Source organism: Pseudomonas bohemica (assembly GCF_002934685.1).
GTDB lineage: Bacteria > Pseudomonadota > Gammaproteobacteria > Pseudomonadales > Pseudomonadaceae > Aquipseudomonas > Aquipseudomonas bohemica.
This window is the reverse complement of the sequence record NZ_NKHL01000084.1, coordinates 1-14,874: the sequence shown is the minus strand read 5'-3', so window position 1 is coordinate 14,874 and position 14,874 is coordinate 1. Positions and strand designations below refer to the sequence as shown.

The window sequence follows — 14,874 nt, the reverse complement described above, 5'->3', positions numbered from 1 at the left end:
TTCCGGTCATTGCTGCGACCGGACGCGGGCGCGCACAATTGCGGCTTGATCAGGGCTCACTGGAAGTGCCGGCATGACTCAACATGTTTTCTTCGCTCACGCCAATGGCTTTCCTTCCGCAACCTACGGCAAGTTGTTCGCAGCGATGGGGGATGAGTTTCGGGTCACCCATCTGGCGCAGCATGCTCACGATCCGCGCTTTCCGGTGACCGACAACTGGCCGAATCTGGTCGACGAACTGATTCATCATTTGCGCGAGCAGCCGCGGCCAGTCTGGGGCGTGGGGCATTCCCTTGGGGGTGTGCTGCATTATCACGCCGCGCTACGCCATCCTGAGTTGTATCGTGGCGTGGTCATGCTTGATTCACCGGTACTCACGCGATTCGATCAATGGATAATCCGCGCCGCCAAGCGTCTGGGCTTCATCGATCGCATTACGCCGGCCGGGCGTACGTTGGGCCGTCGCGAAATCTTCAGCGATCTGGAGGCCGCCCGGCATTACTTTTCCGGCAAGACCCTGTTCCGACGTTTTGATCCCGAGTGTTTCGAGGCCTACTTGCTGCACGGGCTTGCAGCGGATGGCGAGCAACTGCGCCTGCGCTTCGATCCGGCAACGGAGATCAGCATCTACCGCAGCGTGCCTCACACCAGCCCCGGCATGGCCCGTCATCTTCGGGTGCCATTGGCCATGATCCGCGGCGAGCACAGCGATGTGGTGCGTCGTCATCATGCGCTGCCGGTGAAGAGCATGCGTGAAGGCGAGTATCTTTCCGTACCGGGCGGGCACATGTTTCCGCTGGAACACCCCGAGGACACCGCGCAATTGCTCAAGTACCTGTTTTCCCGCTGGGCTGCCCGCGCTCAATCGGTCAATGACACCTTGATCCATCAACAGGTCAGCGCATGAGCTGTTCGGTCGAAGAAATTCGCCTGAGCCTGCCGCACATCGAACTGGCGGCGCACCTGTTCGGGCCGCAGGACGGTCAGCCGGTGATCGCCCTGCACGGCTGGCTGGACAACGCCAACAGCTTTGCCCGGCTGGCGCCGAAGCTCCGAGGCTTGCGCATTCTGGCGCTGGACATGGCGGGCCACGGCCACTCCGATCATCGCCCTCCCGGCGCTGGCTACAGCCTGCCGGACTATGCGCATGATGTGCTGCAGGTGGCTCAGCAGATGGGTTGGGAGAAGTTTTCGCTGTTGGGTCATTCGCTGGGCGCTATCGTCTCGGTGATCCTTGCTGGCGCCTTGCCTGATCGTATCAATCGCCTGGCGCTGATCGACGGTCTGATCCCGCCACTGGGCGAGCCCGAGAGCGCGGCCGAGCGCATGGGTGCGGCATTACAGGCGCAGCTCACGGTTTCGAGCAAGCGCAAGCCGGTGTATGCCGATATGGATCGCGCGGTCGAGGCGCGTATGAAAGGGGTCGTCGCAGTCAGTCGCGAGGCTGCCGAGCTGCTGGCACAGCGCGGGCTGATGCCGGTCCCCGGTGGTTACACCTGGCGCAGCGACAGCCGTCTGACCCTGGCATCGCCGACCCGCCTGACCCGCGCGCAGGCTCTGTCCTTCGTCAATGCCGTGCGCTGTCCGGCGCAACTGGTGGTGGCCGGGGAGGGCACGCTGGCACGGAACAGAGAGCTGCTCGGCAGTGTGCCGTTTCAAGTGGCCGTGCTGCCCGGCGGCCATCATCTGCACCTCAATGACGAGGCTGGCGCGAACGCTGTTGCAGACTGTTTCAATCGCTTCTTCGCTGTTCCTTGACTTGCGCTGCGCAACTGTCGAGGCTGGGCGGGTTGAAACAGGAGACCGCACGATGGACCACCGCCCACGCTCGATGAGTTCACCCAATCCCATGCCGCACACTCGTGCGGTTTTTGTTTGCCCCTCGATTTCCTCGCGATGAGAACCCCCATGCGCTTATCACGCAACTCACGTGCTCTGGGGTTGCTGCTGTGCCTGAGCGGTTACGCCGCCTTCAGCCATGCGGCTGATGTCCCGGGCAGTCAGGATTTCGAAAACCTGCCGCGCCCCACCGACGCAGAAATCGTCGATTACCGGCCAGTGGCCGAGCTCGAGCGCATCTATCCGCTGGGTTCGATTCGCAAGATCAGTGGCCAGTTGCGCTTTGACGGCCAGGTGTCGGCCCGTGGCAGTGCTTCTTCAATAACCTATCAACTGCCTGTCGAACGCTCCGCCGATGAAGCCTTCACCGCGGCCCGCGAGGCCATGCAGAAACAGGGCGCGCAATTGTTGTTCTGGTGTCAGGCGCGGGACTGTGGCGAGAGCAGCCTGTGGGCCAATGAGGTGTTCGGCAACTCCAGGCTGTATGGCACTGACAACGGCCAGGCTTATCTACTGCTGCGTCTGGCGGCGCCGGACAACGATAAACTGGTCGCGCTGTACAGCATCACCCGCGGCAACCGCCGCGCCTATCTGCATGTCGAGCAATTCCAGGCCAGCGCGCCGCTGGGCGAGTTGCTGCCAACTTCCGCGACCTTGCTGCGCGAGCTGAAAAGCTCTGGCGATCTGGAGCTGCCGATGCTCAGCGGCGCGCCCGCCGAACCGTGGATCACTTTGCTGTCCCGGGGTTTGAATCTGGATAGCAGTTTGCGCGTAACGATTTCCGGCCCACAGGGCGAGGCCTGGCGTGAAGCGCTGGTCAACGGCGGCGTGCGTGCCGCCCGGCTGGAAGCAGGCAACAAGCCTACTCACGGACTGACCCTCGAACTCATCCACTGAAGTGCGTTCTATTTCTGGCGCTTGAGGGCAGGATCAGGCGAGCCATTCGGTTCGCCGTTATGCTTGCTGTCCGCGGACTTCTTTTCTATGGAATGAACCGATGCTCAATAACGATCGCCTGTTGGTGCAGATTTTACTGCTGGCGTTGCTTGGCGCCTGTCTGTGGGTAATGGCGCCGTTCTGGTCTGCGCTCTTCTGGGGCGCGGTGCTGGCGTTTGCCAGTTGGCCGCTGATGCGTCTGCTGACCCGAGCGCTCAAAGGCCGAGAGTCGCTGGCGGCGGCCATTCTGACTCTGGGCTGGATGCTGCTGGTGGCGGCGCCTCTGGTGTGGCTGGGCTTCAACCTGGCCGATCACGTGCGCGATGCGACGGTTTTCGTGAAGGACGTGCAGGTCGACGGGCTGCCCGATCCACCCACCTGGTTGGGCAGCATTCCACTGGTGGGTGAGCGGCTCGTGGGCTACTGGACTACCATCGATCAGCAGGGCGCGGCGCTGCTGGCCAGTATCAAACCTTACCTGGGGCAGGTCGGCAACTGGCTGCTGGCGCGCAGTGCGCAGGTCGGCGGCGGCATTCTCGAACTGACCCTGAGTATCGTTTTCGTGTTCTTTTTCTACCGTGACGGCCCACGCCTGGCGGCTTTCGTGCTTAGTCTGCTGGAGCGGTTGATCGGCGAGCGTGCGCAGTATTACGTCGATCTGGTGGCGGGCACGGTTCAGCGGGTGGTCAACGGCGTGATCGGCACGGCAGCGGCGCAAGCGGTGCTGGCGCTGATCGGCTTCCTGATTGCAGGGATCCCGGGAGCGCTGGTATTGGGGATCGGCACGTTTCTGCTGAGCCTGGTGCCGATGGGGCCACCACTGATCTGGATTCCGGCCACGGCCTGGCTGGCCTGGAAGGGCGAGTACGGGATGGCGATCTTTCTGGGGCTGTGGGGCACGTTCATCGTCAGCGGCGTGGATAATGTGCTCAAGCCGTATCTGATCAGTCGGGGCGGTAATCTGCCGCTGGTGATCGTGTTGCTGGGGGTGTTTGGTGGCTTGCTGGCGTTCGGCTTCATCGGGCTGTTCATCGGCCCGACGCTATTGGCCGTGGCCTATAGCCTGCTGCTGGACTGGGTTGCGGAAAGCCGGGTGCGGCCACTGCCGAAATAGGAAATTGCCTGGATAGGCTGCTGGTGCTCTATCAAAACCGCCGTCGGACCTGGTCCGGCGGCGGTTTTTTGCATCAGGCGGATGTGCTGACGTGCTTGCCCGCTGTCGCATCTCCGTTGAGGTTGTAGCGGTCGCTCAGGGCTGCCACCATGCGATTCAATGCTTCGCTGGCCTTGGCCGTCGCGGCCTGTTGTTCAGTGCTGCTGTCTGGCTTGAGCACCGCGCTCAACTCGGCGGCGCTGACGCCTCCGCTGCTGTCGGCATCCAGCGCGCTGAACAGCGAGTTGATCGAATCGGTGCCGGCAGAAGTGCTGCTGGTCGAATCGGTACTACTGGTCGAGCTGTCGCCCTGCAGGGCGCTGGTCAGTTCTGCGGCCGTAATGCTGCCGTCGCTATCGCTGTCGAGGCTGCTGAACAGGTCACTGGAGCTTTCAGCCGGAGGCGGTGGCGATTGCTGACTCTGCAGGCTGGCGGTCAGCTCTTCAAGGCTGACGGTGCCATCCTTGTTGGTGTCCAGGGCGTCGAACACCTGACTGCTGTCGCTGCTGCTGCCCGAGTTTTTCAGGGCCGCGGTCAGTTCGTCACTGCTGACACTGCCATTGCCGTCGGTGTCCAGCGCGCTGAGCACGTCCTGCGCTTCATCGTCGGCCGAACCTGCGTCCATCTGCATCGGAGGAGGTGGCGGGGTCAGGGCGGCAAGTTCATCGGCGTCCAGACTACCATCGTCGTTGCTGTCCAGGTCGGTGAAGGCGCTGCTCAGGCTGACGGTGATGCCGTCATTGGAATCCGACGACTGGGCCGTGCTTAGCTCATCCTTGTCGATGCTGCCGTCGCCATTGGTGTCGAGTTTCTTCAGCAACTCGTTGGCGAAGTTCTTGCTGTTGCCGGTGGCGCTGGTACTGGTGTTCGCGCTGACGTAACTGGAATAACTGCTGCTGCCGCTAATGCCTGTGACCATCGGACCGACTCCCCATCAGATGAATGAAAACCGGCACGGTGCACCGGCTTATGCAGCGTCGGGGGTGAGGATGTCGTGGGTATGTGGTGTTTGTAACGGGGGGCTTACTGTTGAGGTTGCACTGACTGTAGGAGCGCGCTTGCCCTCCAATGCTATTCCTTTTCCTAACGCTGTTGTGGAGGTGATGGCTGTTCGCGGGCAGGCGCGCTCCTACGAATTTGGAACCTTGGCATTTCTGCCATAAGCACGCACACGGCACGTCTATGGATGACGGAACTCAAATCCGAGGCAGCTCCAGCACCGCTGTCAGGCCCCCGCCAGGCGTTTCTTCCAGACGCAGATCACCGCCCATGCGCCGTGCGGCTTCTCGCGCGATGGTCATGCCGATGCCGACGCCGCCGGAGTTGCGGTTGCGTGAGCCTTCGACGCGGTAAAACGGCTCGAACACCGCTTCGCGCATGTGCGCCGGGATACCGGGGCCTGAATCGACCACCCGAACCAGCAACCGATCACTGGAATCTTCGATGACTACCCGCGCATGCCCTGCATAGCGCAGGGCGTTGTCGATCAGGTTGTGCAGGCACGAGCGCAGGGCCATTGGCTGGGACTTCAGCGGGCGACAGGTGCCGCTCGCCTGGACGTCATCGCCGTTGTCCTGCGCGTTCTCGGTCAGGGATTCGATCAAGGCCTGCACATCGAAATACTGCAGGGCCTCGCTGGTGCGCTGCTCGTTCAGATAGGTCAGGGTGGCGTCGAGCATGGCAATCATGTCGTTCAGGTCCTGAGACATCTGCCCGTGCAGCTTGGGCTCTTCGATCTGCTCGACCCGCAGCTTCAGGCGAGCCAGGGGGGTGCGCAGGTCATGAGAAACCGCAGCGAGCATGCGCCCGCGTTGCTGGACCTGCTCGCGGATACGCTCCTGCATCAGGTTGAACGTGGTCGCGGCCTGGCGTGCTTCCCGCGGCCCAGTGACGGCCAGCGGCGGGCTGTCCAGATTTTTACTCAGTCGCTCGGCGGCGTCGCTGATCCGTTGCACCGGTCGGCTCAGGGCCTTTGCGCCGAACCAGGCGGCGATCACCAGCGTGACCAATTGGAAGAACAACGGGATCAGCGGAATGCCGAAGAAGGGCGCACGCCCCGGCGGTGGAGGGCGCAGGGCCTCCATGGCCGAAGGGAATTGGCCGGGAACTGCACCGGGCGCACCTGGTTCAGCGCTTTGATGTGGGGGCGGTGGCGGCGTCGGCGGGCCATAGTGGTGAAACCATATGAACGCCAGCAGGTGCGCCAGCACGATTGCCAGCAGCGCGCCGCCGAACAGTCGGGCAAACAGTGTGTCGGCCGAGCGGATCAACCAATCTCCCTGGCGTCGAACATATAGCCTTCGCCTCGTACGGTCTTGATCAGTTGCGGTGATTTCGGATCATCGCCCAGTTTTTGCCGCAGCCGCGAGACCAGCAGGTCGATGCTGCGGTCGAAGGCCTCAATGGAACGGCCACGAGCGGCGTCCAGCAATTGTTCGCGGTTGAGCACCCGGCGCGGGCGTTCGAGGAAGACGCGCAGCAGGCGGAACTCGGCATTGGACAGCGGCACCACCAACCCGTCGGGGGCGGTCAGTTGACGCAGCACGCTGTTCAGGCGCCAGTTGTCGAAACGCAGGGTGGTGCGTTCTTCGGTGCGATCATCGCGGACCCGGCGCAGGATGGTCTGAATGCGGGCCACCAGTTCGCGGGGTTCGAAGGGTTTGGCCATGTAGTCGTCAGCGCCCAGTTCCAGGCCGATGATGCGGTCGGTGGGTTCGCAGCGAGCGGTCAACATCAAAATCGGGATATCCGAGGAACTGCGCAGCCAGCGGCACAGGGAAAGGCCATCTTCACCGGGAAGCATCAGGTCCAGCACGACGACGTCGTAGGTTTCTTCGGCCAGAGCCTGGCGCATGGCGTTGCCGTCGGTGACACCGGTGCTCTGGATATTGAAGCGGGCCAGGTAGTCGCACAGCAGTTCGCGGATCGGCACGTCGTCGTCGACGATCAGCGCGCGGGTGTTCCAGCGGCGCTCTTCGGTCTGTGCATTGGCGGTGTTGCTGTCAGGGGTCGTTTGCATGTTGCTGCCGCCATGTGATGCCGCCGGATCGGCCGCGATTGAGGAACGACGCTGCCATGCTACTTCGCTGGCGAGCCGGGCGGAAGGGTGACGGGGTCAGGTGTCGAAGGATTGTCGGGAATGTATCTTGAAAGGTACATGGGGCAAGGTTTGCGTTTGGGTGTCAGATGTTGCTTGGGGTGCTGTCCCCAGTAACTCGCCGAACGCGAAAGCCTCCGCCGTGAGGCGGAACCTGCTGGCACCACCCGAAATGACGGATATACCTCCAATCCGGCGCCAACCCTAACGCCAAACCCAAAAAAACCCGCCTAAAAAAGCGGGTTTTCGTGTTCTCAGTCCAATATCACAGCTCTTTAACTGTCCGCACCTGATCTTTATTAATCCGAGTTTCCTTGCCATCCAGCTGTTTGAACTCGTAAAAACCAGACTCTTCGTCGTATTTCGGCGCATCGGTGGCCTGGATTTCACGGCCATCGTTGAGGGTGATCACAGTGGGCGAAGAGCAACCGGCAAGGGTGGCGAGGCCAAGTGCGAGCAGGAGGGCTGCGGGAATAGTCCGTTGTTTCATTACTGTGTCTCCGAGGGTGATTCTTTATGTAGTGACGTTTCTGACGCGATGGATATCAGCAAAGTTCCATGAAATGTGGCTCCATGAAACATCACTCAGAAAGTCACCGCCTGACATCGATCAATAATTCCGGCGTATTCAGATTCGCCAGCCGCGGATCCCCCGCCTCACACTGCAACGCCACCGCCCCGAGCTCGGCCATAGTCCGCCGCGGGCTGCGCTGGCCTTGCTGCCAGTGCTGCTCGAACACCGGCCCATGCACGACAGGAATACAACACAACAACGGTTCCCATTGTTCCCCCTGGCGAATCATCACCGGTTTGCCGGGGTGGGCCGCAGCGGTGTGTCGCAAGCCTTGCAGTAGCCCAACGTCCAACAGCGGCGTGTCGCAGGGCATCACCAGCAGAAACTCATGGCGGGCCACTGCCAGCCCCGAGCGAATGCCTGCGTAAGGGCCCGGAAAGTCGCTTTGATCGTCCTGCACCAATTGATCGGCCAACGGCGCGTACTGCTCGCGATTGCGGTTGCAAGAGATGATCAAATCATCGGTCAGCGGTCGGGTCAAGCGTTGCAGGTGCCGGATCAGCGCCTCGCCGCGCCATTCGATCAGGCCCTTGTCCCGCCCGCCCATGCGTTGGCCCTGACCGCCGGCCAGAAGCAGGATCGAGCAGGGCGCAAGGGTTTGGGGTGCAGTCATGACGAACTCGTTCAGCGGAGAAAAAAGGGGTGCTGTGATATAACACCGCACTGTTTCCCCGACAACTGGACCTAGCCGATGAAAGCCAAGGCTGACACACCTTTCGTGCCGCTGAACATTGCCGTTCTCACCGTCAGCGACACCCGCACCTTCGAAAACGATACCTCCGGACAGATGTTCGTCGATCGTCTGACCGCTGCCGGTCACGGCTTGATCGAGCGCGTTCTGCTCAAGGATGACCTCTACAAGATTCGCGCCCAGGTTGCCACCTGGATCGCCGATGATGAAGTCCAGGTCGTGCTGATTACCGGCGGCACCGGCTTCACCGGTCGCGACAGCACCCCCGAAGCGGTAGCGTGCCTGTTGGACAAGCAGGTCGACGGCTTCGGCGAGCTGTTTCGCCAGATATCCGTGCCCGATATCGGCAGTTCCACCATTCAATCCCGCGCGTTGGCCGGCCTGGCCAACGGTACGCTGGTCTGCTGCCTGCCGGGCTCGACCAACGCGGTGCGTACAGGCTGGGACGGGATTCTGGCCGACCAATTGAACAACAGCTTTCGTCCCTGCAATTTCGTGCCACACCTGAAAAAGGCCGAGCCCTGTGCAACCCGTGGGTGAGAACCGATGAGCAAGCCTGAACCGCGCGGCCTGATTCCGGTGGAAACGGCCATGGAACGCTTGATGAGCCTGGCCGAAGCTGCGCCGATCACTGAGCGGGAAACGGTGGCCCTGGCCGACGCGCAGGGCCGCATTCTCGCCGAAGACCTGGTTTCCACACTCGATCTGCCGCCGTGGCCCAACAGCGCAATGGACGGGTATGCCCTGCGCGTCGGCGACTGGAAGGGCGAGCCTTTGTCGGTCAGCCAGCGAATTTTTGCCGGGCAGGCGCCGTTACCGCTACAGCCCGGCACCTGTGCACGGATCTTTACTGGCGCGCCGGTGCCAGAAGGCGCGGATTGCGTCGAAATGCAGGAAAACGCCGAGGTTCAGGCCGACGAGCGCGTGCGTTTCCTGGAGCCGCTGAGCGTTGAGCAAAACATCCGGCCCAAGGGCCAGGAAACCACGGTCGGCGACAAGGTGCTGGACGCGGGCACCGTGATGACGCCGATCGAGTTGGGACTCGCCGCGACGATGGGCTTGGCCCGCTTGCCGGTGGTGCGCCGCGCGCGGGTGGCGGTGCTGTCCACCGGCGACGAGTTGATTGAGCCGGGCCAGCCGTTGGGGCCGGGGCAGATCTACAACAGCAACCGCGTGCTGCTATGCAGTTGGCTCAAGCGCTTGGGCTGTGAAGTGGTGGATGCGGGCATCCTGCCGGATGATCTGGCGAAAACCCGCGCTGCACTGGGAGCGCTGGGCGATGTCGACCTGATCCTCTCCACGGGTGGCGTGTCCGTCGGTGAAGCGGATTTCCTCGGTCACGCGTTGCGCGAAGAAGGCGAGATTTCCCTGTGGAAACTGGCGATCAAACCGGGCAAGCCGCTGACCTTCGGGCATTTTCGCGGCGTGCCGGTGATCGGCCTGCCGGGTAATCCGGCGTCGACCCTGGTGACCTTCGCATTGCTCGCCAGGCCGTATCTGCTGCGGCGCCTCGGCGCGCGGGATGTGACACCGCTGCAGTTCAAGGTGCCCGCCGGTTTTGTCTGGGACAAGCCCGGCAATCGTCGTGAGTACCTGCGCGGGCGTCTGGAGCAGGGTCGACTGGTCGCCTACCGTAATCAAAGCTCCGGCGTGTTGCGCAGCGCTGCCTGGGCTGACGGGTTGATCGAGGTCGTCGAGGGCACCACCGTGGCTGAAGGCGATCTGCTCAACTTCATCCCCCTGAGCGAGGTCATGGGCTGACCGGCTGACCGGCTGACCGGCTGACCGGTTCCTGGCAAGAACTCGACGACAGCATGGCCCTGTACAACGCCAGTCAGTTGCAGCAGCACCGTTTGAGCAAGCGGTGCGGCAGCACCGGATCGCGTTGATGACCGCTCATGAGTAGTACGAGGCTGGCGCCGTGGCAGACGAATCGCTGCTGGATTTCCTGTCCGGATAGCAGACAATGGCGCCACTTTTTTCAATAAGAAAGGGCACGTCATGCAAAAGCCACTGCAAGGGATTCGGGTCATCGAGCTCGGGCAGCTGATCGCCGGGCCGTTTGCGGCGAAGATCCTCGGTGAGTTCGGTGCCGATGTGATCAAGATCGAGCCGCCAGGCACCGGCGACCCCCTGCGCAAATGGCGCCTGCTGCATGAAGGCACGTCGGTGTGGTGGGCGGTATCCTCGCGTAACAAGCGTTCGGTGACCCTCGACCTGCGAGAGCCGGAAGGCCAGGACCTGGTGCGCAAGCTGATCGCCGAAGCCGACGTGCTGGTGGAAAACTTCCGCCCCGGCACGCTGGAAGGCTGGGGGCTGGGCTGGGCAGATCTGCACGCGCTGAACCCGAAGTTGGTGATGCTGCGGGTGTCGGGCTATGGCCAGACCGGGCCGTATCGCGACCGACCCGGGTTCGGGGTGGTGGGCGAGGCCATGGGCGGCTTGCGGCATTTGTCGGGCGAACCTGAGCGCACGCCGGTGCGCGTGGGGGTGTCCATCGGCGATTCGCTGTCGGCGCTGCATGGCGTGATCGGTGTATTGCTCGCCTTGCGTCACCGTGATCAGAACGGCGGCGAAGGTCAGGAAATCGACGTCGCGCTGTATGAGTCGGTGTTCAACATGATGGAGAGCCTGATTCCTGAGTATTCGGTGTTCGGCGTCGTGCGTCAGCCTGCAGGGAGCAGCCTGCCGGGGATCGCGCCTTCCAATGCCTACCGGTGTCGGGATGGCCGTTACGCGTTGATCGCCGGCAATGGCGACAGCATTTATCAGCGTCTTATGGCGTTGATCGAGCGGCCCGATCTGGCCGCCGATCCGGCTTTGGCGCACAACGATGGGCGGGTGAAGCAGGTCGAACTGATCGACGCGGCGATTTCAGCCTGGGCCGCGAGTCTGGACCTCGACGACGTGCTGGCCAAGCTGACTGCCGCGCGAATTCCAGCGGGCAAGATCTACGACGCCGCCGACATCGCCAGCGACCCTCATTACAAAGCGCGGGACATGCTGCTTGACAGCCAACTCGACGACGGCACGCCCGTCACGCTGCCGGGCATCGTGCCTAAACTGCGCAGCACCCCCGGCGGCATCACGCGTCCGGCCCCGACCCTGGGGCAACACACCGACGAAGTCCTGGCGGAATTGGGCGTCGATGCGCAGCAACGGGCGGCATGGCGAGCGCGGGGCCTCATTTGAAGCATATTAGGAGAGCATCATGATCGATCACCTCGACCACCTGGTCCTGACCGCCGTGGATGCCGACGCCACGGTAGACTTCTATACCCGCGTGTTGGGCATGCAACTGGAGACCTTCGGCGCCGGACGCATGGCGTTCAAATTCGGCCATCAGAAGATCAACTTGCACGTACGTGGCAAGGAATTCGAACCCAAGGCCCACGTGCCGGTGCCGGGCGCCCTGGACCTGTGCTTCATCGCCTCGCTCCCGCTGGAGCAAGTCATCGAGCGCCTCAACGCCGCGCAATGGCCGATCCTCGAAGGCCCGGTCATACGCACCGGCGCCACCGGGCCGATTCGCTCGGTGTATGTGCGTGATCCGGATCTGAACCTGATCGAGATATCAGAGTTGGTGTGACATATGCCATTGCCTGACATGAACCTGCTCATCAGATGAAGGCGCAGCTGCTGTTCGCGACGATGTTCCGGTCTTGGCTTGAGAAGACCATCCGATCTTCTACGCACCGATCACCCCCGAGCGCTTCGCCGGTACGATCACGGCAGCGTGTCTCGTCGCGGCCTGGCCCACGGGCGATCGACACTGTGCTGGAAGCCCCGGCTTGTCCCGGCGCGTGACCTTGCGCTCCCAATTTTCATTCGTCGATCTTTGCTACCGCGGCCTCAAATCCGATTGTGTCGTTGCCGAAACCGTGCTGCGGGGCATGACTGATCTGGGCCTGCGCATGCGTCCGTCGGGTGATTCCTATGCAATCGGATCTGTCACGGGTTGCGGGTTGCGTGGTGCCGTGCCGGGTTGCTGGCCGTGACAGGCACGGCCGCTGATCGGTGGTGTAGCGATCAGACTTTCGCAGCGTCCGGTACGCGGCCGTAGATATCCGTGAAACGCACGATGTCGTCTTCGCCAAGATACTCGCCGCTCTGCACCTCGATCATCACCAGGTCGATCACTCCTGGATTGACCAGGCGATGGGTATGGCCGGGCTTGATGAAGGTCGATTCGTTGGTATCGAGCATGAATTCGCGCTCGCCATTGGTGACCCGCGCCATGCCGCTGACCACGATCCAGTGCTCGCTGCGGTGATGGTGCATCTGCAGCGACAACGAGCCCTGGGGCTTGACCACAATGCGTTTGATTTTGAAGCGCTTGCCTTCCTCCAGCACCGTGTAAGTGCCCCACGGACGAGTCACGGTGTTGTGCAGCAGGTACGCCGGATGGCCCTGGCGCTTGAGTTCCTGGGCGATCAGCTTGACCTCCTGAGTGCGCTCGGCGTCGGCGATCAGCAATGCATCCGGGGTATCGATGATGATCAGATTATCCAGGCCTACTGCGCCGACCAGGCGTTTCTTCGAGTCGATGTAGCAGTTGGTGACATCGTGCAGCACCACCTGACCGTTGAACTGGTTGCCGTTGACGTCGGCCGGTGCCAGCTCACGAATCGCCTGCCAGGAGCCGATATCGCTCCAGCCCAGCTCGCACGGCACCACCGCGACTTTCTGCGAGCGCTCCAGTAGCGCGTAGTCGATAGAGATGTCTGGCACTTGCGCGAACGTGGCAGCGTCCAGTTCCATCTGCAATTCGTTGCTGCCTTCCTTGCTTTTGCATTGCCCCAGGCAATGACGCACGGCGGCCAGCACGTCCGGGGCATGGGTTTCCAGCTCGCGCAACAGTACGTCGACACGCATGCAGAACATCCCGGCGTTCCACAGGTGCAGACCGCCTTTGAGGTATTCCTTGGCAGTGGCGACATCGGGTTTCTCGACGAAACGGGCGACCTGATAACCCGTGTCGCTCAAGCCCTGGCCTTTTTCGATGTAGCCAAAGCCGGTTTCGGCGCGGGTCGGGATCAGGCCGAAGGTCACCAGCCAGCCTTCATCCGAGAGGGCCTGCGCGGCCGCCACGGCCTCGGCGAAGGCGTCGAAATCACTGATCAGCTGGTCGGCGGGCAGGATCAGCAACTGCGCGTCGTCGCCGTGCAAGGCTTGCACGTGCAAGGCGGCGGCAGCAATGGCCGGAGCGGTGTTACGACCGAATGGCTCCAGCAGGAAATCCAGGTGAATCTTGTGCTTGTTCAACAGGCGATAGTCGTCGACGGTGCGGAAGTACACTTCGCGGTTGGTGACGGTCAGCAGGCTTTGCACGTCGGGCAAGCCTGTGGCGCGGTTGAAGGTTTTCTGCAACAGGCTTTCGCCGTCGGGCAATCGAATGAAAGGTTTGGGCATCGCCTCACGGGAGACTGGCCACAAACGGGTGCCGGCACCGCCGGCGATGATGCAGGGAATCAGAGTGCCCATCAGTAAGCCTCGCGAGGAAAAGCACTGACACAGTGCAAAGGATGTATGGATCGAACCAGACGGACCGGTTTTCGATGTATTCAGGATCGAACTCGACCCGCTGTTCGATCTTCTTCAGGGTATCTGTCTCACCACGAAAATCGTGGATCTGCGCAAGCCCGGTACTCGATCAGGCTCGTCCGCGTGAGCAGAAGGCTGTCGACCGGTTGCAGTCGCATAGAACGTCCTCACATCTTCAATCCTTGAATCCCTGACTGGCTGGTCCGCCCGGTGCCTGGCAGGGAAAGGTCAATATAATGACTTTTCCGACGCAAATTACAGAATTAGCCAATATTTTGTCGATTAAGCGCTCTCTTGAGCCGCATTTCAATCCCACCGATTAGAAAAATCGCATTTATTCACAATCCGGCGTAGGACCACTCCCCAATGCACATCGGAAACTCCCTCAAATGAGTGCCTTCACGGATCAAGCCCATGGAACAGGCACCGTCCTGGCGAGAACCGCACAGAGCAACCCGAACGCGCTTCCGCGACCTACCATTACTGCATTACGTTGTGCATCTGATCCAATATTTGCGGTCGTTTGGTGGATTGGCCCGCCAAAGAAAAATATTTTTTCGAGGGCTTTTTCGCGGGGCAATGAGGTCAACATCTGACGCAATGAATCGAGCAACCGAGGGAAGGCATATGACGGAGCGCAGGGCAATATTGATTCTTCATGGCAAACAGGCGCTCAACGAGGAGGTTCGCAAAGCCGTGCAGCGCAAACGCAAGCACGGATGGGAACTGGATGTGCGCCTGACGTGGGAAGCCGGTGACGCCCAGCGCCTGGTGACTGAAGCCTTGGGCGCCGGCCACCGCCAAATCATCGCTGGCGGCGGCGACGGAACACTGCGCGATATCGCCGAGGCGCTGGCGCTGGCTCACAGCGACGCCAGCCTGATCATCCTGCCGTTGGGCACAGCCAATGATTTTGCGCGATCGGCGGGCGTGCCCCTGGACATCGAACGGGCGCTGGATTTTCTGGATGTGCCGGCGCGCACCATCGATATGGGGTCAGTGGACGGCCAGCTGTTTCTCAACATGGCCACGGGCGGGTT

Annotated in this window: 15 protein-coding genes and 1 pseudogene; 9 read left to right on the top strand and 7 right to left on the bottom strand. The window is 61.9% G+C overall.

The window, feature by feature from the left end; translation table 11 throughout:
• Positions 1-73: 73 nt before the first annotated feature.
• The 4 genes from CE491_RS04715 to CE491_RS04700 all read left to right on the top strand — a co-directional run bounded on the left by CE491_RS04715 (position 74) and on the right by CE491_RS04700 (position 3,889).
• Positions 74-907, top strand: a complete 834-nt coding sequence (locus CE491_RS04715) for an alpha/beta fold hydrolase (protein WP_110947204.1) — start codon at positions 74-76, stop codon at positions 905-907.
• On the top strand, positions 904-1,758 hold the full coding sequence (locus tag CE491_RS04710; RefSeq protein ID WP_110947203.1) for an alpha/beta hydrolase: 855 nt from the start codon (positions 904-906) through the stop codon (positions 1,756-1,758). The genes CE491_RS04715 and CE491_RS04710 overlap by 4 nt, the downstream gene beginning before the upstream one ends.
• Before the next feature lie 138 nt (positions 1,759-1,896).
• Positions 1,897-2,736, top strand: coding sequence for a DUF4892 domain-containing protein (locus tag CE491_RS04705; RefSeq protein ID WP_110947202.1), 840 nt, complete (start codon positions 1,897-1,899; stop codon positions 2,734-2,736).
• Between the two features lie 100 nt (positions 2,737-2,836).
• Positions 2,837-3,889: an AI-2E family transporter gene (locus CE491_RS04700; protein WP_110947201.1), complete on the top strand. Its 1,053-nt coding sequence runs from the start codon at positions 2,837-2,839 to the stop codon at positions 3,887-3,889.
• 73 nt (positions 3,890-3,962) lie between these two features.
• Here the strand turns inward: CE491_RS04700 and xopAW are convergent, their stop codons facing one another.
• From xopAW to mobA, 5 genes are all read right to left on the bottom strand, one after another.
• On the bottom strand, positions 3,963-4,847 hold the full coding sequence (gene xopAW / locus CE491_RS04695) for a XopAW family type III secretion system calcium-binding effector (protein ID WP_110947200.1): 885 nt from the start codon (positions 4,845-4,847) through the stop codon (positions 3,963-3,965).
• A gap of 277 nt (positions 4,848-5,124) precedes the next feature.
• Entirely contained in the window at positions 5,125-6,198 is a 1,074-nt protein-coding gene (locus CE491_RS04690; RefSeq protein WP_110947199.1) for a sensor histidine kinase, read from the bottom strand.
• Complete coding sequence (locus tag CE491_RS04685; protein ID WP_110947198.1) at positions 6,195-6,947, bottom strand: response regulator; 753 nt, start codon at positions 6,945-6,947, stop codon at positions 6,195-6,197. The genes CE491_RS04690 and CE491_RS04685 overlap by 4 nt, the downstream gene beginning before the upstream one ends.
• Positions 6,948-7,290: 343 nt before the next feature.
• The gene (locus CE491_RS04680; protein WP_110947197.1) at positions 7,291-7,515 is read right to left on the bottom strand and encodes a YgdI/YgdR family lipoprotein; all 225 of its coding nucleotides are present in this window, start codon (positions 7,513-7,515) and stop codon (positions 7,291-7,293) included.
• Between the two features lie 103 nt (positions 7,516-7,618).
• Complete coding sequence (gene mobA / locus CE491_RS04675) at positions 7,619-8,212, bottom strand: molybdenum cofactor guanylyltransferase MobA (RefSeq protein WP_110947196.1); 594 nt, start codon at positions 8,210-8,212, stop codon at positions 7,619-7,621.
• Positions 8,213-8,290: 78 nt separating this feature from the next.
• Between mobA and moaB the strand changes: the two genes are divergently transcribed.
• The 4 genes from moaB (at position 8,291) to CE491_RS04655 (ending at position 11,879) form a co-directional block, all read left to right on the top strand.
• Complete coding sequence (gene moaB, locus CE491_RS04670; RefSeq protein WP_110947195.1) at positions 8,291-8,830, top strand: molybdenum cofactor biosynthesis protein B; 540 nt, start codon at positions 8,291-8,293, stop codon at positions 8,828-8,830.
• 6 nt (positions 8,831-8,836) lie between these two features.
• The gene (locus tag CE491_RS04665) at positions 8,837-10,051 is read left to right on the top strand and encodes a molybdopterin molybdotransferase MoeA (RefSeq protein WP_110947194.1); all 1,215 of its coding nucleotides are present in this window, start codon (positions 8,837-8,839) and stop codon (positions 10,049-10,051) included.
• Between the two features lie 240 nt (positions 10,052-10,291).
• Entirely contained in the window at positions 10,292-11,482 is a 1,191-nt protein-coding gene (locus tag CE491_RS04660; RefSeq protein WP_110947193.1) for a CaiB/BaiF CoA transferase family protein, read from the top strand.
• A gap of 19 nt (positions 11,483-11,501) precedes the next feature.
• On the top strand, positions 11,502-11,879 hold the full coding sequence (locus CE491_RS04655; protein WP_110947192.1) for a VOC family protein: 378 nt from the start codon (positions 11,502-11,504) through the stop codon (positions 11,877-11,879).
• A gap of 440 nt (positions 11,880-12,319) precedes the next feature.
• Here CE491_RS04655 and CE491_RS04645 read toward each other — a convergent pair whose 3' ends face one another.
• On the bottom strand, positions 12,320-13,774 hold the full coding sequence (locus tag CE491_RS04645; RefSeq protein ID WP_110947190.1) for a mannose-1-phosphate guanylyltransferase/mannose-6-phosphate isomerase: 1,455 nt from the start codon (positions 13,772-13,774) through the stop codon (positions 12,320-12,322).
• A gap of 7 nt (positions 13,775-13,781) precedes the next feature.
• Positions 13,782-13,937 (bottom strand): annotated as a pseudogene (locus CE491_RS30665) (sugar transferase); the annotation flags it as partial.
• A gap of 524 nt (positions 13,938-14,461) precedes the next feature.
• Here CE491_RS30665 and CE491_RS04640 point away from each other — a divergent pair.
• A partial coding sequence (locus CE491_RS04640; protein ID WP_267894468.1) for a diacylglycerol kinase family protein occupies positions 14,462-14,874 on the top strand: 413 nt, incomplete at its 3' end.

Coding starts and splice junctions, on each gene's coding strand:
- CE491_RS04715 (WP_110947204.1), top strand. CDS start 74: ATGACTCAACATGTTTTCTTCGCTCACGCCAATGGCTTTCCTTCCGCA.
- CE491_RS04710 (WP_110947203.1), top strand. CDS start 904: ATGAGCTGTTCGGTCGAAGAAATTCGCCTGAGCCTGCCGCACATCGAA.
- CE491_RS04705 (WP_110947202.1), top strand. CDS start 1,897: ATGAGAACCCCCATGCGCTTATCACGCAACTCACGTGCTCTGGGGTTG.
- CE491_RS04700 (WP_110947201.1), top strand. CDS start 2,837: ATGCTCAATAACGATCGCCTGTTGGTGCAGATTTTACTGCTGGCGTTG.
- xopAW (WP_110947200.1), bottom strand. CDS start 4,847: ATGGTCACAGGCATTAGCGGCAGCAGCAGTTATTCCAGTTACGTCAGC.
- CE491_RS04685 (WP_110947198.1), bottom strand. CDS start 6,947: ATGCAAACGACCCCTGACAGCAACACCGCCAATGCACAGACCGAAGAG.
- CE491_RS04680 (WP_110947197.1), bottom strand. CDS start 7,515: ATGAAACAACGGACTATTCCCGCAGCCCTCCTGCTCGCACTTGGCCTC.
- mobA (WP_110947196.1), bottom strand. CDS start 8,212: ATGACTGCACCCCAAACCCTTGCGCCCTGCTCGATCCTGCTTCTGGCC.
- moaB (WP_110947195.1), top strand. CDS start 8,291: ATGAAAGCCAAGGCTGACACACCTTTCGTGCCGCTGAACATTGCCGTT.
- CE491_RS04665 (WP_110947194.1), top strand. CDS start 8,837: ATGAGCAAGCCTGAACCGCGCGGCCTGATTCCGGTGGAAACGGCCATG.
- CE491_RS04660 (WP_110947193.1), top strand. CDS start 10,292: ATGCAAAAGCCACTGCAAGGGATTCGGGTCATCGAGCTCGGGCAGCTG.
- CE491_RS04655 (WP_110947192.1), top strand. CDS start 11,502: ATGATCGATCACCTCGACCACCTGGTCCTGACCGCCGTGGATGCCGAC.
- CE491_RS04645 (WP_110947190.1), bottom strand. CDS start 13,774: ATGGGCACTCTGATTCCCTGCATCATCGCCGGCGGTGCCGGCACCCGT.